The organism is Rhodoferax sp. (assembly GCF_037143375.1).
In the GTDB taxonomy this organism is placed as follows: domain Bacteria; phylum Pseudomonadota; class Gammaproteobacteria; order Burkholderiales; family Burkholderiaceae_C; genus Rhodoferax.
The window spans coordinates 1-22658 of record NZ_JBAWYV010000052.1; the positions used below are offsets into that span (position 1 = coordinate 1).

The window sequence follows — 22658 nt, forward strand, 5'->3', positions numbered from 1 at the left end:
TAACTACTGCGCAGGTCTTTGGGGTTTCGGGCGTACGCCGGGCGTAACGTTCAATTCCACCTTTTCTTCGCGACGCAAAACGCTGAATTTGGAGGCGGTGCCAGGCTTCAGGGCGGCCACGCTGGAGAGCAATTCAGTCACATTGGTGACTGGCTTGTCGGCTACGCGGATGATGACATCGCCAGGGCGAATGCCCGATTTGGCAGCCGGCCCGTTTTGCAGCACGCCGGTAATGATCACACCTTCTTTAGCCTTGACGCCGAACGTTTCAGCCAGTTCAGGCGACAACTCGTTGGGCTCCACCCCAATCCAACCGCGCGTGACTTGACCGTCTTTCACAATGCCTTCCATCACCAGTTTGGCCGTAGCCACCGGAATGGCGAAGCCAATGCCCATGCTACCCCCAGAACGTGAGTAAATGGCGGTGTTGATGCCCATCAGGTTGCCGTTGGTGTCGACCAGAGCGCCGCCCGAATTACCGGGGTTGATGGCGGCATCGGTTTGAATGAAGTTCTCAAAAGTGTTGATACCCAACTGGTTGCGGCCCAGCGCACTCACAATGCCACCGGTCACGGTTTGTCCGACGCCAAACGGGTTGCCAATAGCCAGTACCTGATCACCCACTTGCAGCGATTCCGAATTGCCCAAAACAATGACGGGCAAGCGGTCGAGCTCGATTTTGAGAACAGCCAGGTCAGAATCGGGGTCGGTGCCAATGACTTTGGCGCGGGCTTTCCGGCTGTCATTCAAAACCACCTCAATTTCATCGGCGCTTTCAACCACATGGTTGTTGGTGAGGATGTAGCCGCTGGCGCTCACAATCACGCCGCTCCCCAAGCCGACCTGGGGTTCGTTGCCCTGATCGCCAAAGAAAAACTTGAACCAGGGGTCGTTGCCATGCTGCTTGTTGCTGGCCGCCTTGCTGGTGTTGATGCTGACTACCGCCGCAGAAGATTTTTGCGCAGCCAGCCTGAAACTACCTGCTGGGGCGACGCCTGTGGCACTGGCTGGGGCTTCCATCAGTGAGAGGGCGGCGTTGTGTACTACCTGATGTCCTAGCCACTCGGGCTTGAGTGTGCCGACCACAAAATACGCCGCCAGCAGCACCGTAACCGTTTGAGAAAACAACAACCAGAAACGTTTCATGAGTAATTTTGGGCGCTAAGCCCTCCAAAAAAGGGGACATGACTGTAACTTGTTGATAAATTGTAGGCGTCACCCAGAGTCCTCACTTGGTGGGGGATTTGCTGATTACCAGACTGAACCCTGTAAAGTTCGTCAGTTCTATGTCTGCCCACCATCAAATCATCGAGATTCATCCCGAAGCGCCGACTAAACCGGTGCCAGGCGCACCGTGCAACGGATGTGGCGTTTGCTGTCTGATGGAGCCGTGTCCGTTGGGTATGGTCTTGTCGAGGCGCCGACATGGTGCATGTGTTGCCGTGCATTGGGTGGATTCAGCGAAACAGTACCGGTGCGGTGCTCTTTCGGAGCCTGCAGCGGTACTAAAAAAGTTGCTGCCACGTCCCTTACACAGCATGGCACTGGTCTTGGCGCCGGTCCTGGCGCGAATTGCCAGGCGGTGGATTGCTGTTGGCGCTGGCTGCGACAGTACGGTGGAGCCGACAATGCAGGATCAACCAGAGTCTCCCTGAATTAAATGGCTTGCCACACCTGGAAATGAAGAAATGACTGATCGCACACTGCTGTTGCAGACCTTTGACGCCTTGCTCCAACCCGAACGTTTCCGTGATTACGGCCCCAATGGCTTGCAAGTGGAGGGCGTAGCCACGGTGCGCAAAATCGTTTCGGGCGTGACCGCCAGCCGGGCCCTGATCGAAGCCGCCATTGCGGCCCGGGCAGACACCATTTTTGTGCACCACGGGCTGTTCTGGCGAGGCCAGGACGGGCGCGTGACGGGTTGGTTGAAGCAGCGCCTGGCCTTGTTGTTGGCGCATGACATCAATCTGTTTGCTTACCATCTGCCGCTGGATGCGCACCCGGAATGGGGTAATAACGCGCAACTTGGCCTAATGTTGGGTCTGTCGGCCCAGTCCCATTTTGGTGAGCAAAATCTCGGGTTTCTGGGGGGGCGGGTCGATGAGGCTTGTTTTGAATCGGCCGAAGCCCTGGCGCAGCATCTGGAATTTAAGGTAAAACGACCTGTAGCCCTCGTCAATGTTGCGAAAATAGCTATAAAAAAAATAGCATGGTGTAGCGGCGGTGCGCAAAGTTACTTCGAGGCAGCGATTGCCGCTGGCGCAGACGCCTTCATCACGGGCGAAATTTCTGAACCGCAAGCCCATCTGGCGCGTGAGTGCGGTGTGGCGTACCTGGCCTGTGGTCACCACGCCAGTGAGCGCTATGGCGCGCCCGCAGTCGCCGCCCATGTCGCGGCCCAATTGGGCTTGCAACATGAATTCATTGATATTGATAACCCGGCTTGAAAATCATGAATAAACCTATTGCTATCACGCTCGGTGACTGCGCCGGCATTGGCCCCGAGATCATCGTTAAAGCCTTTCGTGATGCCTCTGATGTGACTCAGAATTGCTTTGTGGTGGGTGATGTGGCAACGATGCGCCGCGCGGTTCAGGTGGTTTGTGCGGGTCAGGTGCCGTTGCCGGTGGCGTTGATTCAATCGCCCGCTGACGTGTTGAACATGCCGCCGCGTTGCCTGCCCGTTTTGCAGGTGGGGTCATTGGCTGTGTTGCCGCCCTTTGGATTGTTAAATGCCAGCGCGGGCAGACTTGCCGCCGAATGTGTCGTCTGGGCCGCACGCGCAGCCTTGCGGGGCGACATTGCGGCCTTGGTGACCGCGCCGCTGAACAAGGAAGCACTGGCACTGGCAGGCCAGCCACATTCAAACTATCCCGGACATACCGAAATGCTGCAGGCCCTGGCGGCCGAATTCGCGGGAAAGCCACTCTCAGAGATGCCTGTACGCATGATGCTGGCCAATGACGAACTAAGAGTCGTGCTGGTGAGCATTCACATGACATTGCGAAATGCGATAGATGCAGTGACATTTGACAATGTGCTTCAAACCCTGCGAATCACACATGAGTCTCTCAGCGCGATGTTGGGTCGCGCGCCTCGTATCGGTGTGGCGGGCTTGAACCCGCATGCCGGGGAGGGTGGTTTGTTTGGGCGCGAAGAAATTGACATCATTGCGCCGGCCATAGCGCAAGCCAACGCCATGGGCATGCTCGTCAGTGGCCCATTTGCGCCTGATACGGTGTTCATGCGGGCAAGGGCCAAACAAGATCAACCGGGAGAGTTTGATGTCGTGGTGGCGATGTACCACGACCAGGGACTCATTCCGGTGAAATACTTAGGGGTAGAAAAAGGTGTCAACGTGACGCTGGGACTGCCGCTGGTGAGAACCAGCCCCGACCACGGGACCGCCTTTGACATTGCCGGCACAGGCTGCGCCGATGCGGCAAGTCTGATAGAGGCTATTCGGGTGGCTAAGCAGTTGACCTCATTGAATGGTTAGCGATGCCTGATTGGCTTCTGGCCCTTTATCAACTTGCTTAATATGCTATTTTATTAATAGCAGTTTATTTTTTGAGGCTATCGCGAATTTCACGCAAGAGCAACACATCCTCAGCCGTAACAACTGGTGCGGCGGGAGGTGGCGGCGTGGCTTTCTTCATGCGGTTGATTTGTTTGACCATCATAAAAATGATGAACGCCAAAATTGCGAAATTAACCGCCACCGTGATGAAGTTGCCATAGGCAAAAACCGGAACCCCTGCTTTTTTCAGGGCATCCAGAGTCATGGCGTTGCCAGCGGGCGCTTGACCCAGCACGACAAACATATTGGAAAAATCCAGTTTCCCGATAACTGCGCCCACCATAGGCATCACCAAGTCGCCCACCACGGAGTCAACAATTTTGCCAAAAGCGCCTCCAATGATCACACCGACGGCGAGATCCATCACATTGCCTTTGACCGCAAACTCTTTGAACTCTTGCATCATGCCCATTGTTGAGACTCCTTAATTAATTAAAGGGCCGAAGTATCAACTAAAAACCGACGGATGGGCAAGTGTTCTGCAGAGAGTTTGTTGCGAACGGTCAGCTACAATCACGCGTTAACCCCGAGTAGCGATGATTTTCATTGAGGAATCCAATGAGTGAAACCCTTGTCGACAGTAGTCAAATCGACTCAAGCAAACGAACGTGGCTGATTGCATCCAGTTGCGCAGGTGCAGTAGGTGGCGTAGCCGCCGTCGTGCCATTCGTTAGTAGTTTTCAGCCATCTGAAAAAGCCAAAGCCGCCGGCGCTGCAGTAGAGGCAGATATTTCTGCACTCAAGCCAGGCGAAAAAATGACCGTGGAGTGGCGCGGCAAACCCGTTTGGATCTTGCGCCGCACGCCGGAACAGTTGGCAGCTTTGCCCAAGCTTGATTCGCAATTGGTTGATCCAAAATCCGAACGTAAGCCAGCCGATCAGGCGCCAGCTTACGCACGCAATGCAACCCGCTCCATCAAGCCGGAATACATGATTGCTGTCGGCATTTGCACGCATTTGGGTTGTTCGCCTTCTGATAAATTTCAGACCGGTGCCCAGCCTTCATTGCCGGATGACTGGCAAGGCGGCTTCTTCTGCCCATGCCACGGTTCTACCTTTGATTTGGCGGGTCGTGTTTACAAAAACAAGCCAGCACCCGACAACCTCGAAGTCCCTCCTCATATGTACCTGTCAGACACCAAGTTGCTGATCGGTGATGACAAGAAAGCCTAAGGATTAACAACATGGCTGATTTCCACGAAATTTCCCCGAATGCGCCAGCAGGTGAGAAGTTGCTGAATTGGGTAGACAACCGTTTCCCAGCGTCCAAGCTCTTCAAAGAGCACATGAGCGAATATTACGCGCCCAAGAATTTTAATTTCTGGTACGTTTTCGGTTCGCTTTCGCTGTTGGTGCTGGTGATTCAAATCGTCACCGGCATTTTTCTGGTCATGCACTACAAGCCTGATGCCGGTCTGGCATTCGGCTCTGTCGAGTACATCATGCGCGATGTGCCCTGGGGCTGGCTGATTCGCTACATGCACTCCACGGGTGCTTCGGCTTTCTTTGTGGTGGTCTATCTCCACATGTTCCGCGGTTTGATGTATGGCAGTTACCGCAAGCCTCGCGAATTGATTTGGATCTTTGGTTGTGGCATTTTCCTGGCATTGATGGCTGAAGCCTTTATGGGCTACCTGTTGCCTTGGGGCCAGATGAGCTATTGGGGCGCACAGGTGATTGTTAACTTGTTTTCAGCCATTCCTTTTGTGGGTCCTGATCTGGCCTTGCTGATTCGTGGCGACTTCGTGGTGGGCGATGCCACGCTGAATCGCTTCTTCAGCTTCCACGTGATCGCTGTACCGCTTGTGTTGCTGGGCCTCGTTGTTGCTCACATCATTGCGCTGCACGAAGTGGGTTCGAACAACCCTGATGGCGTTGAGATCAAAGCCAACAAGGACGCCAATGGCAAGCCTTTGGACGGAATTCCATTCCATCCGTACTACTCGGTGCACGATATCTTTGCCGTCAGCGTGTTCTTGATGGTGTTCACGGCGATCGTGTTCTTTGCCCCGGAGATGGGTGGGTACTTCCTCGAATACAACAACTTCATCCCGGCTAACCCGTTCCAAACGCCTTTGCACATTGCACCGGTCTGGTACTTCACTCCGTTCTACTCCATGTTGCGTGCTGTGACGGGTGAGATGATGTACGCCTTGATTGCCTGTGTGTTGGCTGGTGCCGCTTTAGGCGTTACTAAGGTCAAAATGCCGAACCTGTTCAAGGGAATTATCTTGGGCGGAGCCGTCGTGGTGGTGGCAATGATGCTGGCGATTGATGCCAAATTCTGGGGTGTGGTTGCCATGGGTGGCGGTGTTGTCATTCTGTTCTTCCTGCCTTGGCTGGATAACAGTGAGGTTAAGTCCATTCGTTACCGTCCTGATTGGCATAAATATATCTACGCTGTATTTGTTGTTGACTTCCTGGTACTCGGTTATTTGGGTATGCAGCCACCGTCAGCCATTGGTGGTTATGTTTCTCAAATCGGAACCCTGTTCTACTTTGGCTTCTTCCTGCTGATGCCTTGGTGGAGTCGTATTGGAAAATCGAAACCGGTGCCGGATCGTGTCACCTTCACGGCGCATTGAATTGGAAAAAATTATGAAAACCATGGGTTTCACAAAAAAAATTATTCTCGGTTTGATGATGACATTAGGTTTGGCACTAAGTGCTCAGGCTAATGTCGGTGGTCCGGCTTGGGACAAAGCGCCTAACAAGATAAACGACATGGCGGCACTTCAAAATGGTGCCAAGTTGTTTGTCAACTACTGTTTGAATTGCCACTCTGCAGCGTTCATGCGTTACAACCGATTGCAAGACATAGGCTTAACTGAAGCGCAGATCAAGGACAACCTGCTGGTCACCAATGCCAAAATTGGCGACACTATGAAAGCAGCCATTGATCCTCAGCAGGCCAAGGCCTGGTTTGGTGTTAATCCGCCTGACCTGACAGTGATTGCACGTTCTCGTGCGGGTGCTGGTGGTACAGGTGCTGATTATTTGTACACTTATCTTCGTACTTTTTACAAAGACGAAACAAAACCAACCGGTTGGAATAACTTGGTTTTCCCAAATGCAGCCATGCCGCATGTGCTTTGGGAGCTGCAAGGTGTGCGTCGTCCAGTTTATGAGGAAACTACGGAACATGGCGCAGTGGTTCACGTCCTGAAGGGCTGGGAACAAATCAAACCCGGTAGCATGACTCCTCTGCAATTTGATCAATCAATGGGTGATTTGGTTGGTTTCTTGCAATGGATGGGTGAGCCAGTTCAAAATACGCGCGTTCGTATTGGTGTTTGGGTTTTGCTATTTCTCGCTATGTTTACTTTCTTTGCGTGGCGTCTTAACGCCGCCTACTGGAAAGACATCAAGTAGCACAGGTATTTGCTTTGGCTTCGCACTAGGTGCCTGGCCTTGGCTTTTCAGAGTGGGTTGCGTTAGGCACCCCACTCTTTTTATTTTTTAGGAGCTCCCGCCATGATGGTGTTGTATTCAGGTACTACCTGCCCGTTTTCCCACCGTTGCCGTTTCGTCCTGTTTGAAAAAGGCATGGACTTTGAGATACGTGACGTGGATCTGTATAACAAGCCTGAAGACATTAATGTCATGAATCCCTATGGCCAGGTGCCAATCCTGGTTGAGCGCGATCTCATTTTGTACGAATCAAACATCATCAATGAGTACATCGATGAGCGCTTTCCACATCCTCAGTTGATGCCCGGAGACCCCGTTGACCGTGCCCGTGTGCGTTTGTTCCTTCTCAACTTTGAAAAAGAGTTGTTTGTGCATGTGCTGACCCTTGAGTCCAGAGCTGCCAAGAGCAATGAAAAAGTGTTGGAAAAAGCCCGGGCACACATTCGTGATCGCCTTACGCAACTGGCACCCGTCTTCCTGAAAAATAAATACATGTTGGGCGATGGTTTTTCCATGCTTGATGTTGCTATCGCCCCATTGCTTTGGCGTCTTGATTACTACGGCATTGATCTCAGCAAGAATGCTGCACCTTTGCTTAAGTATGCTGAGAGAATTTTCTCTCGTCCAGCCTATATTGAAGCACTGACGCCCTCTGAAAAAGTGATGCGCAAGTAAGCAAAACAAGACCGCAATGATTGACGCTTCAGAAGCTACCTCCACTCGTCCCTATCTCATCCGAGCTTTGTACGAGTGGTGTACTGATAACGGGTTCACACCTTATGTGGCAGTGTCTGTTAACGACAGTGTTCAAGTACCGCGGGAGTACGTCAAAGACGGTGAGATTGTTCTCAACATTAGTTTTGATGCCACCAGTTCGCTAGTCTTGGGAAATGACTTCATAGAATTTAAAGGTCGTTTTGCAGGGACCGCTCGCGATATTTTGATTCCGTTGTCTCAGGTTATTGCAATTTACGCTAAAGAAAATGGTCAGGGTATGGCGTTTCCTTTAGGAACCACCAAAGCAGAAGCATCATCCAATCCTTCCATTAAAAGCTCAGTAACTACGAGAGAAGTTGTTTCTGGAACCCCGGAAGTTAAATTGGTAAAACTAACCAGTGTGGATTCTGAATCTCGAGCCAACGAGCCCAATGGTGATCCAGATTCGCCTAGAGGTCCTAGACCAACTCTAAAACGAGTGAAATAATTAATGACCTAGGCTATTGAGGCTCTAATAGTCCAGTAAAATAGTTTTGTGCCGCTTTAGCTCAGTTGGTAGAGCAACCGCCTTGTAAGCGGTAGGTCGTCAGTTCGAATCCGACAAGCGGCACCATTTCATTGTCACAGTGAAAGTCTAAATATTTTAAACCCGCCTTCTTAGTTGATGAGCGGGTTTTTATTTGCACGCAAATTGTTAATAAAAAAGTAGCTAACTAGCATCGACCTGGTGTGTTAAAGGTGCTTTAACAAGAAATCATTGATTTGGCTTATGCCCAAACTTAAAAACTAAACCTACACTGATCTGGTTCTCACAGTGTTTATGTTCAATGTTTTTGAGGAATTTGAACTTTTATTCTGATTGACTTTACACACCAACCCTTGGTACGCAAATGAGCTTCAAGCGCAGGAGATAGTTGGCGAATTTTTGCAGCGGCTGCATTGTTATTGACGATCAGACACCAACCTGCCTCTTCAATCGGGCCCGCTTTTAATGTTGTTCGTAATGCACTAGGAATGAGCAATTCAATTGCTTTGAGCATAGACACTGAATCTGCATTGAGTTCAATCAGCCGCGCAAGAGTAGGCGAGTTTTGACTAGCCTGCAAAAGCGAAACAGGATAGTGGCGTCGGTTCATTTTGTATGTTGTAGGACTTTTTGAATGCAATTGATTATCACGGATGCATGGCTTGCCAAGAGTCGTGCCATTCATCTCAGTGGAACAAAACTGATTCTGTCGACGGTATTGGTTTCATTTGTATTAATGTTGATAGCGGCGATGCTTTACCACTGGGTATTCTTGAAAGGTGCCAGAGAAGGCTGGCCGATCGTAGGGTCGCTGGTGAAGTTCGTCGTCAAAGATGAGTTTGAACAGCGTGACCGTTTTTTACGAGAAAACCTTGACGTCCTAGCCCGTAAAACAGGTGAAATGCAAGCCAAGTTGACACAACTTGAGTCTTTAGGTGAGCGTGTTTCTGGATTGGCCGGCATCAATCCTGCAATCATCAAGAAGGTGCCGGGGCAAGGTGGGGTATTCATTTCTGGGAGGTCTCTAAGCATGGAAGAACTCCGAGTGACATTGGCAGAACTTGATCAACTGACGGACCAAAGATCAGATCTATTAACTGTTTTGGAGTCGCGACTATTTGACAAGAAAATTCTCTCCATGATGATTCCTTCTCAGCTACCGGTTGCTGTGGGGAATTTAGGCTCATCATTTGGCTGGAGGATCGATCCTTTCACAGGTAGTTCTGCCCTTCATACAGGTCTGGATTTTCAGGCTGAAACGGGCGCAAGCATATTGGCTGCGGCAGCGGGTGTCGTTGTGACACAGGAGCTTCATCCTGCCTATGGCAATATGATTGAAATTGACCACGGCAATGATTTGGTGACACGTTATGCGCATTCTTCAAAAACACTCGTAAAAAAGGGTGACATGATCAAGCGAGGCCAGAAAATAGCAGAGGTAGGCAGCACAGGTCGCTCGACTGGCGCTCATTTGCATTTTGAAGTTTTGGTGCAAGGAATTCCGCAGGATCCTCAAAAGTTTCTCGCAGCAGGTAAACACCTTCCTCTTGGCCAATTGACCAAGGTTTCTGGTGTCAATCCATCGCTTCAATCTGCTGTTGCTGATATCACTTCAAGGTGGGCACCTTCTCAAAGGTAAAATCAGAACGTAAGCGATCACAGAAAGGCAAATTCCGTACAAACGGTTGTTTTTTGTGATGGCGTCTCCATTTCAAACAGATTAGAAAAAGGTAGAGCTGCTTTGTTGGCCCATGTGGGCTGCTGGGTAAGTCTTGCGTTCATGGCTACAAATATTCTTACTAAAATTTTCGGCAGTCGGAATGACCGCCTGATCAAGCAATATCGCTCCACGGTGGTACGGATCAATGCGATGGAGGTCGAGCTTGAAAAGTTGACTGATGAAGCTTTACGCGGAAAAACGCAGGAGTTCAAAGACCGCGTCGCAGCGGGCGAAACGGTTGACACCTTACTGCCGGAGGCCTTTGCGGTGGTGCGCGAGGGCTCCAAACGCATTATGAAAATGCGTCATTTCGATGTGCAGATGCTGGGCGGTATGTCGCTGCACAACGGCAAAATTTCCGAAATGGGCACGGGTGAAGGTAAAACGCTCACTGCGACTTTGCCGGTGTACCTGAATGCATTGACGGGTAAGGGTGTTCATGTGGTCACTGTGAATGACTACTTGGCAAACCGTGATGCGCAGTGGATGGGCAAACTCTACAACTTCCTGGGTCTGACGGTTGGTATCAACTTGCCTAACATGCAGCGTGAAGAAAAGCAGGCAGCTTACCAAGCGGACATTACCTACGGCACCAACAACGAATTTGGTTTTGATTACTTGCGTGACAACATGGTCTATGAGGCTGCTGACCGTGTTCAGCGTGGCCTGAATTACGCCATTGTTGATGAGGTTGACTCGATTCTGATTGACGAAGCTCGCACGCCGCTCATCATCAGCGGTCAGGCAGAAGACCACACCGACCTTTATCTGGCCATCAATAAAGTAGTGCCTTTGCTCACGCGCCAAGAAGGTGAAGAAGACCCGCGTACCGGCGAGGGCATCACCAAGGTTGGCGACTTTACGCTCGACGAAAAAAGTCACCAAGTATTTCTGACGGAACAGGGCCATGAAAGTGCCGAACGTGTTCTGTCTGATTTGAATCTAATTCCTGAAGGTGCCACGCTGTACGACCCAGCCAACATCACGCTGATGCACCACTTGTACGCCGCTTTGCGTGCCAACCATCTTTACCACCGTGACCAGCATTACGTGGTGCAAGAGGGCGAGATCGTTATTGTTGATGAATTTACAGGACGTTTGATGTCGGGTCGCCGTTGGAGCGAAGGTTTGCATCAGGCAGTTGAAGCCAAAGAGGGCGTTCAGATTCAGCCTGAAAACCAGACGATGGCGTCCATTACGTTCCAGAATTACTTCCGTCTTTACGGCAAGCTGGCAGGCATGACGGGCACGGCAGATACCGAAGCCTACGAATTCCAGGAAATCTACGGACTCGAAACGGTGGTGATGCCGCCCAATCGCCCAAGTCGGCGCGAAGACCAGCTAGATCGTGTGTACAAAACGACGCGTGAGAAGTACGAAGCGGCCATCAAGGATATTCGTGAGTGCTACGAGCGCGGTCAACCGGTTCTGGTCGGCACGACCTCCATCGAAAATTCGGAAATCATTGCGCAACTGCTTGAGAAAGAAAAGTTGCCACACCAGGTGCTCAATGCCAAACAGCATGCCCGCGAAGCCGATATCGTGGCCCAGGCCGGACGCGCCAAGATGATCACTATTGCCACCAACATGGCCGGTCGCGGGACCGACATTGTGTTGGGCGGCAACATGAGTCTGGCTCTGGAAGCCGTTGAGTTGGATGAGTCGCTGGACGCGGGTCAAAAGCAACAAAAAATGGATGCTATCCGTGCTCAATGGTCACAAGACCATGAACAGGTCAAGGCCCTAGGTGGCCTGCGCATCATTGCCACCGAACGGCATGAGTCGCGCCGGATTGACAACCAGTTGCGGGGCCGCTCGGGCCGTCAGGGCGACCCGGGTTCGTCGCGTTTTTACCTGAGTCTGGACGATTCGCTGATGCGAATTTTTGCCGGCGACCGTGTCAAGGCGATCATGGACCGGCTCAAAATGCCGGATGGCGAGGCCATCGAAGCCGGCATCGTGACGCGCAGTATTGAGAGTGCGCAGCGCAAGGTAGAAGCGCGTAATTTCGACATGCGTAAGCAACTGCTTGAATATGACGATGTCTCAAATGACCAGCGCAAGGTCATTTACCAGCAGCGCAACGAAATTTTGGATGCAACAGATCTGTCAGCGCAAATTGAGTCTTTGCGTGAAGGTTGCTTCAACGATTTAGTGCGCCAATACGTGCCGGTCGAATCGGTTGAGGAGCAGTGGGCGATAGCAGCACTTGAAAAAGTGTTGTCTGAGGAGTGGCAAGTGAACTTGCCACTTCAGGCGCAGGTGACTGCCGCCAGTGCGATTACCGATGAGGACCTGCTGGAGAGCGTTCGCACTGAAGCAAACAGCATTTTTAATGCCAAAGTAGAGCAAGTTGGTGGCGAAAACTTCACCCAGTTCGAGCGCATGGTCTTGCTTCAAAGTATTGACACCCATTGGCGCGAACACCTGAGTTCTCTTGATTACCTGCGCCAAGGTATTCATTTACGTGGTTATGCCCAGAAGCAGCCAAAGCAGGAATACAAGCGTGAAGCATTTGAGCTGTTTGGTCAGTTGCTTGATGCGGTTAAAAATGACGTTACCAAAGTGCTGATGACCGTCAAAGTTCAGTCCAGTGAGCAGTTGGAACAAGCCGCTGAAGACATGGAGAGCCGCGGAGAAAGCATTTCCAATGTGACCTACAGTGCGCCAACAGTCACTGGTGATGTCGAAACGACGGTTGATGAAACAATGTTCAGTAAAAAGACATTTAACCTTAGCGACGAAGTCCCACGTGTGGGTCGCAATGAACAGTGTCCCTGTGGCAGTGGAAAAAAATATAAACAATGCCACGGTAAGTTGGTTTAAGGTCATCATTCTCTGAACAGTCGGGCCTTAGGCCCGTTTGTTTTTTGAGGGACTAATTTTTTGATAATCGTGTCATTTCTGAAGGAAAAAAATGTCTGTCAATTTACTTGCCCCCAACCCTGCAACACTTTATCCCGTGCCCGGTGTGCGCATTGGCGTCACTGAAGCCGGTGTTCGCAAAGCCAATCGCAAAGACTTGACGGTGGTATTGATTGATGAGGGCGCCTGCGTATCAGGCGTGTTCACGCAAAACCGTTTTTGCGCAGCCCCGGTACAAATTTGCCGCGAGCATCTTGCCAGCGGCAAGGGTGTACGAGCCATGTTGATCAACACCGGGAACGCGAACGCTGGCACGGGTGAAGATGGGCGTGTTCGCGCGCTCAGCACCTGCAAGGCGCTCGCTGCCAAACTGGGTATTGAAGCGAACCAGATTTTGCCGTTTTCCACCGGCGTGATCATGGAGTCCTTGCCCATCGATCGCATTGAAGCCGGGCTGGACGGCGCCTTGGCCGATATGGGCGACAACCATTGGTTACGCGCCGCCGAAGGCATCATGACCACCGACACCGTGGCCAAGGCTTTTGGCACGCAGGTGATGATAGGCGGCGCCTTGGTGAGCATCACCGGCATCAGCAAGGGCGCGGGCATGATTCGGCCCAATATGGCAACCATGCTGGGCTTTATGGCCACCGATGCCTGCGTCAGCCCGGCCCTCATGCGCCAATTGGCCACCGAACTGGCAGAAGGCTCCTTCAACCGGGTGACGGTCGATGGCGACACCTCGACCAACGATTCTTTTGTCGTGATTGCCACCCATAAAGTGAAGCATGCCGTAATCGATTCGCTGGACAGCGCAGACGGTCAGGCCCTCAAGGCGGCCATGTTGTCGGTGGCACTCCAACTGGCGCAAGCGATTGTGCGGGATGGCGAGGGCGCTACCAAATTCATCGCCATCAAGGTTGAGGGAGGTAATACTACGGCTGAATGCCGTCAGGTGGCCTATGCCATCGCTCATTCGCCGTTGGTTAAAACCGCCTTTTTTGCCAGTGATCCCAATCTGGGACGCATTCTGGCGGCCGTGGGTTACGCCGGTATTGCTGACCTCGACCAGACCGGTATTGATTTGTTTCTGGATGAGGTCCATGTGGCCATCAAAGGCGGGCGCAACCCCTTGTACCGCGAAGAAGAGGGTCAGCGCGTCATGAAGCAGAGCGAGATCACCGTGCGGGTGGTGCTGGGGCGCGGCGATGCGGCAGATACCGTCTGGACCTGCGACCTGAGCCATGAGTACGTCACGATCAACGCAGATTACCGCTCATGAGCCAGCAGTTTGAACATTTGCTGCACCGTGCCGAGCAGCTGATCAGCCGCATTGAGTCCGTGTTGCCGCAGCCGCTGTCAGCGCCTGACTGGAGTGCCTCCATTGCCTACCGCTACCGCAAGCGCAGCTCTGGTCACGGCGCGCTGGAGCCGGTGCGCCATGTGGGGGCAATGTGTTTGTCTGATTTGAAAGAAATTGAGACACAAAAAGAGAAGATTCACCTCAACACCCAGCAGTTTGTGAATGGAAAAACTGCCAACAACGTGCTGTTGACGGGGGCTCGCGGCACCGGAAAATCCTCGTTGATCAAAGCCTGTTTGCATGAGTACGCTGACCGCGGCCTGCGCTTGATTGAAGTTGACAAGGCCGATCTGGTGGACTTGCCCGACATTGTGGATGTGGTGTCCGAGCGGCCTGAGAAATTCATCGTGTTTTGCGACGACCTGAGTTTTGAAGACGGCGAGCCCGGCTACAAGGCGCTCAAGTCCATTCTGGACGGCTCTGTTGCCGCCACCACGCCCAATGTGCTGATTTACGCCACCAGCAACCGGCGCCATTTGTTGCCCGAGTACATGAAGGAAAACCTCACGTACACGCACACCGATGATGGCGAAGTGCATCCCGGTGAGGTCATTGAGGAAAAAATCTCTCTGTCTGAGCGTTTTGGTTTGTGGGTCAGCTTTTACCCATTTACCCAAAATGAATACCTCACCATCGTGGCGCAATGGTTGTCCTCGTTTGCGGTGACGCCCGCCGCCATTGAGGCCGCTAGGCCTGAAGCCTTGGTGTGGGCGCTGGAGCGGGGCTCGCGCAGCGGCCGCGTGGCGTATCAATTTGCCCGCGACTACGCTGGCAAACACACTTCAAACGCATGAAAAAACCCACCTTGGTTGCAGACGCCGCGCTCCCCCGCGAGGGGGGCGCTGACCGTGCGGTGGTTGAGGTGGCGGTCGGCGTGCTGATTCAGGCCAATGGTGACTTTTTGCTGACCTCCCGGCCCGTCGGCAAGGTGTACGAAGGGTATTGGGAGTTTCCCGGCGGCAAACTGGAGGCCGGTGAAACGGTTGAAGCGGCCTTGGCGCGGGAGCTGCACGAAGAGCTGGGCATCACCATCGGGGCGGTCACGCCCTGGAAGGTTGAGCTGGTGGACTACCCGCACGCGCTGGTGCGTTTGAACTTTTGCAAGGTTTTTAGCTGGACCGGCGACTTGCAGATGCGCGAAGCCCAATCGTTTGCGTGGCAGCGTTTACCGGTGGTCGTTGAACCCGTTTTACCCGGAACGGTGCCAGTTCTGCAATGGTTGGCCAGCGAACGCAGGTTTATGGGTGCTACACATTCAATAGCTGCTCACGCTTGATGCACGGGGGCTAGAGCCCGATTTTGTATAAATTTTGGCTACTGTTCGTCGTTTGTCAGCAGGTCTTCGGGCGAGACTTTGGCGGCCATGCGAAAGTCTTCATTGGCCCACGCGCCCAAATCGATATTTTTGCATCTGTTACTGCAAAAAGGGCGGTAGTCATTGGACGGTGCATAGAGACTGTCGCCACCACACGTTGGGCAGGGGACCAGTTTGGGTGAGCCAGCGCGGGCTGCTTCAGTGCTTGTCATGAGCACAACGTCAATTCAAAAGAAGCGTCCTCGCCACCCGCATGGAGTCGGTCATCTTCGCCGTGGCGCATCAGGCGAATTGACACCATAAGCCGATTGCCACTGATTTCAGGGATCAACCCGAGCGACGGATCAATGAGCAGGCGCAAGAGCTGAAATGTTCTGCCTTGGGGTAGATTTTGCTGAAATTGGCCCCCATTGGCGATGACCTTTTGGGGCGCGCCCGAATCTCGCAGCAGTTTCAGCAAGACATGAATCGACTCGGCCAGTGGTGTCAGCGTGGCAATCCATCGCATCAGATCGGCCCGTCGCTCATTGCCGGGTTTGTGCTGCCATGCGTAGTAGGCTGGCAGGTCAAATTCGCAGGTTCCCCCTGGAATTCCAACCCGGCTGCGAATGCTCATAAGCCAATCATTTTCTGTGAGCGACTGGCCGGCTTTGCCAGGCAGACTGCTCAAGGCCTGGAAGCAATTTGAAAGCTGGTTGATGACTTCATCAAGGATGCCTTCAGCAATGGCCGGGTTGCCCCTGTAAGCATCCAGGATGTGTTTTTGTTTGTCCAGGTCTTTGAGGACGTCTGATTTGAGGTCAGCCCGGGCACCCACATCCATCACTTCAAAGATGGTGGTGAGCGCAAAGTGATGGTCAATGGCCTGCTCGCGAGAGACGAGTTCGGTCAAACGCAGGAATAAATGTTCCAGTCGCAAATAAGTGCGGATGCGCTCGTTAAAGGGGTATTCGTAAAGGATCACGCTAGGGCTTTTATGGGTAGGTCAGAGGCTACTTCGATGATAGCCCGAAGCGGTGAGAAATTTGATGAACCTCGGCGCCCAGTTGCGCAAGCGTCAGGTTCGCATTAAAAATAACCGAGTCGGCTGCGCCAAGTCGTTGCTCGCGCCCTGCTTGGGATGACATGATTTTCTCGACAGCGTCACGCGGCAATAGGCTTCGGGTCATCACTCGGCTAATTTGAACTTCTGGCGTGCAATCTACCACCAGCACATGATCAACTTTTTGCCGCCAGGTCGCTGACTCCACCAGCAATGGAATATCAAACACGATGCAGGGACAGCCTGCATGAACGCCCACTTGGGCTTGGCGCTCTGTTTCAAGGGCCACCATCGGGTGAATAATGGACTCAAGCCGTTGGCGTGCACTTGCATCTGTGTGAATAAGCGCGCGCATTTTCTCTCGGTCCAAAGCGCCTGAAAGGGTTGTGAATGCTGGTCCAAAAGTAGCTACAATCAGCGGCATGGCCTGACCCTGTGGCAGTGTCAGTTCGCGGGCAATAGCGTCGGCATCCACCACGACAGCCCCCATCTTCGCGAAAAGTTGGGCGACCGTGCTCTTGCCACTTCCAATCCCGCCGGTCAGTCCTAGCCGGACAGAAGTCAGCACGATCTACAACCCGAAAAATTGAAGAATGGAACTTGGTCCAAAAAACATGACCGTGAATCCGGCACCTGCCAGAAAAGGCCCGAACGGAACATAGCCGCCCTCGCGCAGTCCGCTGGAGAATTTCATGACAATGCCCACCATGGCGCCAATAACCGACGCCATCAGAATGATGGGTATCAGCGCCTGCCAGCCAAACCAGACCCCTAACGCTGCAAACAGTTTGAAATCACCAAACCCCATGCCTTCTTTTCCTGTGATCAGCTTGAAGGCCCAGTAGATGAGCCACAAAGACATATAGCCTGCGATGGCACCCCAGACGGCGGCTGAAAGTGGCACTGTGGTCCATTGCAGCAGGGCCGCAACCAGACCACTCCAGAGCAGAGGCAGTGTCATGTCATCTGGCAATAGCGTTGTGTCCCAGTCGATCAGGGCCAAGGCCAGGAGCGTGGCAGAAAAAAAACACCAGAGCAGCGCGGTGGGAGTGGCGCCCCATTTCCAGGCGCAATATAAAAAAAGTGCGCCAGTGGTCATCTCTACCAGCGGGTAACGGATGCTGATCGGCGTTGAACAAGCAGAGCATTTGCCGCGCAAATAAAGATAGCTCAGGACGGGAATATTTTCATACCAACTGATTTGATGGCTGCACTTTTGGCACCGAGAGCGCGGCACGCTCAAGTTAAATTTTTCGGTGACGGGTAACTCCTTCTCAGCCAGTTCTGCGCATTCAGCTTTCCACTGCGCCTCCAGCATGAGGGGCAGCCGGTAAATAACGACATTGAGAAAGCTGCCAATCAGCAGCCCAAGAATTCCGAACCCAGACAGGTCAAGCCATTGCAAAACCTGCATCAGACAACCTGACCCAGTTTGAAGATGGGCAGGTACATGGCCACCACGATGCCGCCAATGACGGTGCCCAGAATCACAATAATGATGGGCTCCATCAAGCTGGAAATGCCCGCCACCATGTCGTCGACCTCGGCTTCGTAAAAGTCAGCGGCCTTGCTGAGCATGTGATCGATAGACCCCGACTCTTCACCAATGGAGCACATCTGCAAAACCATGGACGGAAAGAGATTGGTGTTGGTCATGGCGACCGTCAGCGCGGTACCCGTGGAAACTTCTTGCTGAATTTTCTTGGTGGCCATCTCATAGACAGAGTTGCCAGCAGCGCCCCCCACGGAATCAAGCGCCTCCACCAAGGGAACGCCAGCTGCAAACATGGTAGACAAGGTGCGCGTCCAGCGTGCAATACATGATTTGTCGACCAAAGTGCCAAAGATCGGCATCTTGAGCATGATACGGTCCATGACGTGTTGCATCTTCTCGTTACGCCGCCACGCTTGCATGAAGAAATAAAAGCCGCCGCCCAGACCCCCAAAAATAAGCCACCAATATTTCACGAAAATTTCGCTAATGGCAATCACAGCCAGTGTCGGCGCGGGCAGATCCGCGCCGAAATTGGAAAATACTTCCTTGAAAGCGGGCACCACAAAAATCATGATGACCGCTGTGACGACGAAGGCGACGATCAGCACCGAGATCGGGTACATCAAGGCAGATTTGATTTTGGACTTGATCGCCTCTGTTTTTTCCATGTAGACCGCAAGTCGGTCCAGGAGTTGGTCCAAAATGCCGGCCGATTCACCCGCCTCAATCAGGTTGCAATAGAGGTTGTCAAAGTAAAGCGGAAATTTACGAAAGGCCACACTGAGCGAGGTCCCCGTTTCAACATCAGTACGGATGTCGTTAAGAAGTTTGGTTACGCTGGCATTGGGGTTCCCGCGTCCCACGATGTCAAAAGCTTGAAGCAAGGGCACGCCAGCCTTCATCATGGTCGCCAGTTGACGTGTGAAGATGGCCATGTCCTTCGGCTTGATCGATTTTCCAGAGCGCATCCTGCGTTTTTTGATCTTGGATGCCATGACCCCTTGACGTCGCAGCGCCGCTTTGACCTGATTCTCTCCAGATGCTCTCGTTTCACCGCGAACTTGTTTGCCGTTGCGGTCCTTACCTTCCCATTCAAAGACAAACTCTTTGGTGCCTTTTGACTTTTCAGTTGCCATGTGGTCCCTTGAGGTGTGGGTTTGTTAGTCTATTCGTTCGTCACGGCTAGTACTTCTTCCAGAGAAGTAAAGCCTAATTTTGCTTTTTGCAAGCCGGATTGCCGTAAGGTGCGCACACCTTCACGTTTTGACTGCTCAGCGATCTCAAGCGCATTGCCATCACGCAGAATAATGCGCTGGATTTCCTCGCTGATGGGCATGACCTGGTAAATGCCAACGCGGCCTTTGTATCCGTTATTGCACATGGAGCAACCCACCGCTCGATAAGTGATCCACGGTTCTTTAAGTTCATCCTCGGAATAGCCGGCATCTGTCAGCACTTTTTTGGGTATCTCGATGGGGGACTTGCAATTCGGGCAAAGTCGGCGCGCCAGGCGCTGCGCCGTGATGAGGATCACACTGGAGGCGATATTAAAGGGTGCAATGCCCATATTTCGCATCCGGGTGAGCGTTGTGGGTGCATCGTTTGTGTGCAAAGTGGAAAGCACGAGATGGCCCGTTTGCGCTGCTTTAATGGAAATATCTGCTGTTTCAAGGTCGCGAATTTCGCCAACCATGATGATGTCCGGGTCTTGACGCAGGAATGATTTCAAGGCGACAGCAAAAGTCAGACCCGCTTTTTCATTCATGCTGACCTGGTTCACACCTGGCAAATTGATTTCGCAAGGATCTTCAGCGGTGGCAATATTGACGCCAGGCTTATTCAGTATGTTCAGGCACGTGTAAAGGGACACGGTCTTGCCAGAGCCCGTAGGACCCGTGACCAAAATCATCCCATAAGGTCGGCCAATCGCTTGCATAAGCCTGGCTTTTTCTTCGGGTTCATACCCCAACGCATCAATCCCTAACTTGGCACTGCTCGGGTCAAGGATACGAATTACAATTTTTTCGCCAAACAAAGTCGGAAGAGTGCTGACACGAAAGTCAATGACCCGGTCTGGGCCAATCTTCAGCTTCATCTTTCCATCTTGTGGCACGCGCTTCTCCGAGATGTCCATTCTCGAAATAACCTTGATGCGAGAAGCCAACTTGTCCTTGATGGCGATGGGCGGGGAGGCAATTTCTCTGAGCTCTCCGTCAATCCGGAATCGAACACGGTAATTGTGTTCGTAGGGTTCGAAGTGCAAATCTGAAGCGCGCATGCTGAAGGCATCCAGCAGCATCTTGTGCAAAAACTTGACGACCGGTGCGTCCTCAACTTCGGAAGCCGCTGCGACCGAACTATCTGTAACAGCTTCTGCGTAAGACTCTTCAAATTCGAACTCACTGCCAATGATGTTGTCCATCGTCTCGGCAGCAGTCGTCGCGCTGACGGTAACTAGTTTCAGGAGTTTGTCGTATTCGGCAATCACCCAATCAACACTTAACTGGGTAGCAAATTTAATTTTTTCGACGGCTTGGCTGTCAGACGGGTCGGCGGTGGCCACGATTAACCGATTGTTACGCTTGCTTAAGACTACGACACGGTAGTCGTGGCAAATTTTTACGTCCAGCAATCCTTTGGGAAGGCGCTGTGAGTCGATGGCATCCAAATCGATCAATGGGGCAGCAAAAGCTGTCGACATCGTGTGCGCGAGATCTGCCGCCGAAACCACCCCGGAACCGGTTAGCTCGGCTATAAAACTGGTTCGGCTGCTTTGCGCTTTTCGGTAAATTTCTTCCGCAGACTTTTGCCCTAATTTGCCAGCGAGTACAAGGGCACGACCCAAACCCGGAAGGGCATTGGTAGATGATTCGGAATGAGGGGTGTCAACAGCGGCCATAGTTCGAAAATGTACTACTTCAACATGGTTTCATTCGACTACAACGAGTTGCCTGAACGAATTAAATCAAAAGGCAACGAGTTTTAGCTGCAAGGATGTATTTTGACAACAAAATGGTCGGAATGAGAGGATTCGAACCTCCGACCCCTTCGTCCCGAACGAAGTGCGCTACCAGGCTGCGCCACATTCCGAATTTGTTGCCCTCAAACTCCTGAATTATCAGGACTGGCGTTCGAGCAACTGATCAGATAATTGTATCAAACAGTCGGTGTGAGGGCCTGCTGGAAGCAGTCTGGCAGCCGTAGCAGCGCGTTGTGCCTCCTGTGTGGCTGCCAGTCTGGCGACATCAAGGGCACCCGTGGTTTTAACGATGTCAACCACTTGAGCCAGCATGGAGACTCCGCCGGTTTCAATCGCTTCTTTAATCAGGCTGCGCTGGCTTGGCGTTCCACGCTGCATGGCCGCAATCAGGGGGAGGGTGGTTTTGCCTTCGCGCAAGTCGTCGCCCAGGTTTTTTCCCATGACATCCGCCTCGCCGGTGTAGTCGAGTACATCATCAATGACCTGAAAAGCGGTGCCAAGGGCCTGGCCATAAATGGCACAAGCCTCTTCCATTTCTGGCGTGCCACCAGCAAGAATGGCCCCTACGCGTGCGCTCGCTTCGAATAATTTGGCGGTTTTGGATCGGATCACTTGCAGGTAGCCGGCCTCATCAAGCGCGGCGTTGTGCATATTCATTAATTGCAGCACTTCACCTTCGGCGATCACGTTGGTGGCGTCGGCAAGGACTTCCATGATGCGCATGTTTTGGGCGTCCACCATCATCTGGAACGCACGGGAGTAAAGAAAATCACCCACCAACACGCTAGCCGGATTGCCAAAGGTTTCATTGGCGGTGGCGTTGCCGCGCCGCAGCGCTGAGTCGTCCACCACGTCGTCGTGCAACAGGGTGGCTGTATGAATGAATTCAACGACAGCGGCCAAATTGAAACGCTGCTCACCGCGGTAGCCTAACGCTCCGCATGTCAACAACAGGAGCGATGGGCGTAATCGTTTGCCCCCTGCGGCAATGATATAGCGCGAGACTTGACCAACCAGCGGGACGGACGAGTCCAGTCGGCGGGCGATAACCTGGTCAACTTCGCGCATATCTTGCGCAATGATCGACAGTGAATGAGCGGGGTTAGGGGTATTGACTTGCAAAACAAATGACCGGTTGTGTGGGGCGCATTATAGAAACTTGTGCACACACAAATTTGGATGAATTTGTTAAGTTTGCTGAAAAATTACGGCTGCACTATAATAGCTGGCTCTGCGAAAATTCGTTCCCAGAGCAAACGAGAAGAGGTCATCATGTACGCGGTCATAAAAACCGGCGGCAAGCAATACAGAGTTGCTGCCGGCGAAAAAATTAAAGTAGAACAGATTGCTGCGGACGTAGGCCAAGAGATTGTTTTCAATGAAGTTTTGGCAGTCGGCAACGGCGCAGATCTGAAAGTTGGAACTCCCTTGGTGTCCGGCGCAACTGTGAGTGTCACAGTTCTGGCTCACGGCAAGCACGACAAAGTTAGCATTTTCAAAATGCGTCGTCGCAAGCACTACCAGAAACGTCAAGGGCATCGTCAACAGTTCACTGAACTGCTGATCGGCGCGATTGTTGCTTAAGAGGTAAGAGTCATGGCACAGAAAAAAGGCGGCGGCTCTACGCGAAATGGGCGCGATTCC

At 52.4% G+C, this 22658-nt stretch carries 23 protein-coding genes and 2 tRNA genes; 14 read left to right on the forward strand and 11 right to left on the reverse strand.

Annotation, left to right across the window (positions count from 1 at the left end; translation table 11 throughout):
• Positions 1–3: 3 nt before the first annotated feature.
• Positions 4–1146 carry a trypsin-like peptidase domain-containing protein gene (locus WCG50_RS09860; protein ID WP_336899426.1) on the reverse strand — a complete coding sequence of 381 codons (1143 nt, stop codon included), beginning with the start codon at positions 1144–1146 and terminating at the stop codon, positions 4–6.
• Positions 1147–1688: 542 nt separating this feature from the next.
• Between WCG50_RS09860 and WCG50_RS09865 the strand changes: the two genes are divergently transcribed.
• Both WCG50_RS09865 and pdxA read left to right on the forward strand, forming a co-directional pair.
• Positions 1689–2447 carry a Nif3-like dinuclear metal center hexameric protein gene (locus WCG50_RS09865; protein WP_336899427.1) on the forward strand — a complete coding sequence of 253 codons (759 nt, stop codon included), beginning with the start codon at positions 1689–1691 and terminating at the stop codon, positions 2445–2447.
• Positions 2448–2452: 5 nt separating this feature from the next.
• Positions 2453–3499, forward strand: a complete 1047-nt coding sequence (gene pdxA, locus WCG50_RS09870; RefSeq protein ID WP_336899428.1) for a 4-hydroxythreonine-4-phosphate dehydrogenase PdxA — start codon at positions 2453–2455, stop codon at positions 3497–3499.
• Positions 3500–3563: 64 nt separating this feature from the next.
• Here the strand turns inward: pdxA and mscL are convergent, their stop codons facing one another.
• On the reverse strand, positions 3564–3992 hold the full coding sequence (mscL, locus tag WCG50_RS09875; protein WP_336899429.1) for a large conductance mechanosensitive channel protein MscL: 429 nt from the start codon (positions 3990–3992) through the stop codon (positions 3564–3566).
• Between the two features lie 146 nt (positions 3993–4138).
• Here mscL and petA point away from each other — a divergent pair, with 146 nt between their 5' ends.
• The 6 genes from petA to WCG50_RS09905 all read left to right on the forward strand — a co-directional run bounded on the left by petA (position 4139) and on the right by WCG50_RS09905 (position 8321).
• Positions 4139–4753 (forward strand): ubiquinol-cytochrome c reductase iron-sulfur subunit, encoded by a 615-nt coding sequence (gene petA / locus WCG50_RS09880; protein WP_336899430.1) that lies wholly within the window; start codon positions 4139–4141, stop codon positions 4751–4753.
• An 11-nt stretch (positions 4754–4764) separates the two neighbouring features.
• Positions 4765–6165, forward strand: a complete 1401-nt coding sequence (locus WCG50_RS09885; protein ID WP_336899431.1) for a cytochrome bc complex cytochrome b subunit — start codon at positions 4765–4767, stop codon at positions 6163–6165.
• Positions 6166–6187: 22 nt separating this feature from the next.
• Positions 6188–6952 carry a cytochrome c1 gene (locus WCG50_RS09890; RefSeq protein ID WP_336899446.1) on the forward strand — a complete coding sequence of 255 codons (765 nt, stop codon included), beginning with the start codon at positions 6188–6190 and terminating at the stop codon, positions 6950–6952.
• A gap of 102 nt (positions 6953–7054) precedes the next feature.
• Positions 7055–7666: a glutathione S-transferase N-terminal domain-containing protein gene (locus WCG50_RS09895; RefSeq protein WP_336899432.1), complete on the forward strand. Its 612-nt coding sequence runs from the start codon at positions 7055–7057 to the stop codon at positions 7664–7666.
• Between the two features lie 16 nt (positions 7667–7682).
• Positions 7683–8195 carry a ClpXP protease specificity-enhancing factor gene (locus tag WCG50_RS09900; protein ID WP_336899433.1) on the forward strand — a complete coding sequence of 171 codons (513 nt, stop codon included), beginning with the start codon at positions 7683–7685 and terminating at the stop codon, positions 8193–8195.
• A gap of 50 nt (positions 8196–8245) precedes the next feature.
• A tRNA-Thr gene (locus WCG50_RS09905) sits at positions 8246–8321 on the forward strand.
• 211 nt (positions 8322–8532) lie between these two features.
• Here the strand turns inward: WCG50_RS09905 and WCG50_RS09910 are convergent.
• Entirely contained in the window at positions 8533–8844 is a 312-nt protein-coding gene (locus tag WCG50_RS09910) for a hypothetical protein (protein WP_336899434.1), read from the reverse strand.
• A 24-nt stretch (positions 8845–8868) separates the two neighbouring features.
• Here WCG50_RS09910 and WCG50_RS09915 point away from each other — a divergent pair, with 24 nt between their 5' ends.
• The 5 genes from WCG50_RS09915 to WCG50_RS09935 all read left to right on the forward strand — a co-directional run bounded on the left by WCG50_RS09915 (position 8869) and on the right by WCG50_RS09935 (position 15458).
• Positions 8869–9873 (forward strand): M23 family metallopeptidase, encoded by a 1005-nt coding sequence (locus WCG50_RS09915; RefSeq protein WP_336899435.1) that lies wholly within the window; start codon positions 8869–8871, stop codon positions 9871–9873.
• 141 nt (positions 9874–10014) lie between these two features.
• Entirely contained in the window at positions 10015–12780 is a 2766-nt protein-coding gene (gene secA, locus WCG50_RS09920) for a preprotein translocase subunit SecA (RefSeq protein ID WP_336899436.1), read from the forward strand.
• 91 nt (positions 12781–12871) lie between these two features.
• Positions 12872–14101, forward strand: coding sequence for a bifunctional glutamate N-acetyltransferase/amino-acid acetyltransferase ArgJ (gene argJ / locus WCG50_RS09925; RefSeq protein ID WP_336899437.1), 1230 nt, complete (start codon positions 12872–12874; stop codon positions 14099–14101).
• A complete protein-coding gene (locus tag WCG50_RS09930) occupies positions 14098–14976 on the forward strand; it encodes an ATP-binding protein (RefSeq protein WP_336899438.1) in 879 nt (292 codons plus the stop codon). Before argJ ends, WCG50_RS09930 begins: the two co-directional genes overlap by 4 nt.
• Positions 14973–15458, forward strand: a complete 486-nt coding sequence (locus tag WCG50_RS09935) for an NUDIX domain-containing protein (protein WP_336899439.1) — start codon at positions 14973–14975, stop codon at positions 15456–15458. Before WCG50_RS09930 ends, WCG50_RS09935 begins: the two co-directional genes overlap by 4 nt.
• A 38-nt stretch (positions 15459–15496) precedes the next feature.
• On the opposite strand, the gene WCG50_RS09940 is transcribed toward WCG50_RS09935, so the two are convergent.
• The 8 genes from WCG50_RS09940 to WCG50_RS09975 all read right to left on the reverse strand — a co-directional run bounded on the left by WCG50_RS09940 (position 15497) and on the right by WCG50_RS09975 (position 22082).
• Positions 15497–15709 (reverse strand): DNA gyrase inhibitor YacG, encoded by a 213-nt coding sequence (locus tag WCG50_RS09940; protein ID WP_336899440.1) that lies wholly within the window; start codon positions 15707–15709, stop codon positions 15497–15499.
• Entirely contained in the window at positions 15706–16461 is a 756-nt protein-coding gene (zapD, locus tag WCG50_RS09945; protein WP_336899441.1) for a cell division protein ZapD, read from the reverse strand. The genes WCG50_RS09940 and zapD overlap by 4 nt, the downstream gene beginning before the upstream one ends.
• 28 nt (positions 16462–16489) lie before the next feature.
• Positions 16490–17107, reverse strand: a complete 618-nt coding sequence (coaE, locus tag WCG50_RS09950; RefSeq protein ID WP_336899442.1) for a dephospho-CoA kinase — start codon at positions 17105–17107, stop codon at positions 16490–16492.
• Between the two features lie 3 nt (positions 17108–17110).
• Positions 17111–17953 carry an A24 family peptidase gene (locus WCG50_RS09955; RefSeq protein WP_336899443.1) on the reverse strand — a complete coding sequence of 281 codons (843 nt, stop codon included), beginning with the start codon at positions 17951–17953 and terminating at the stop codon, positions 17111–17113.
• Entirely contained in the window at positions 17953–19170 is a 1218-nt protein-coding gene (locus WCG50_RS09960; RefSeq protein WP_336899444.1) for a type II secretion system F family protein, read from the reverse strand. Before WCG50_RS09960 ends, WCG50_RS09955 begins: the two co-directional genes overlap by 1 nt.
• 29 nt (positions 19171–19199) lie before the next feature.
• Entirely contained in the window at positions 19200–20933 is a 1734-nt protein-coding gene (gene pilB, locus WCG50_RS09965; RefSeq protein WP_336899445.1) for a type IV-A pilus assembly ATPase PilB, read from the reverse strand.
• Positions 20934–21047: 114 nt separating this feature from the next.
• Positions 21048–21124: transfer RNA gene (locus WCG50_RS09970), tRNA-Pro, on the reverse strand.
• A gap of 28 nt (positions 21125–21152) precedes the next feature.
• Positions 21153–22082, reverse strand: coding sequence for a polyprenyl synthetase family protein (locus WCG50_RS09975; RefSeq protein ID WP_336899447.1), 930 nt, complete (start codon positions 22080–22082; stop codon positions 21153–21155).
• A 204-nt stretch (positions 22083–22286) separates the two neighbouring features.
• Between WCG50_RS09975 and rplU the strand changes: the two genes are divergently transcribed.
• A complete protein-coding gene (gene rplU / locus WCG50_RS09980; RefSeq protein WP_114968999.1) occupies positions 22287–22598 on the forward strand; it encodes a 50S ribosomal protein L21 in 312 nt (103 codons plus the stop codon).
• The last annotated feature ends 60 nt before the right edge of the window (positions 22599–22658 follow it).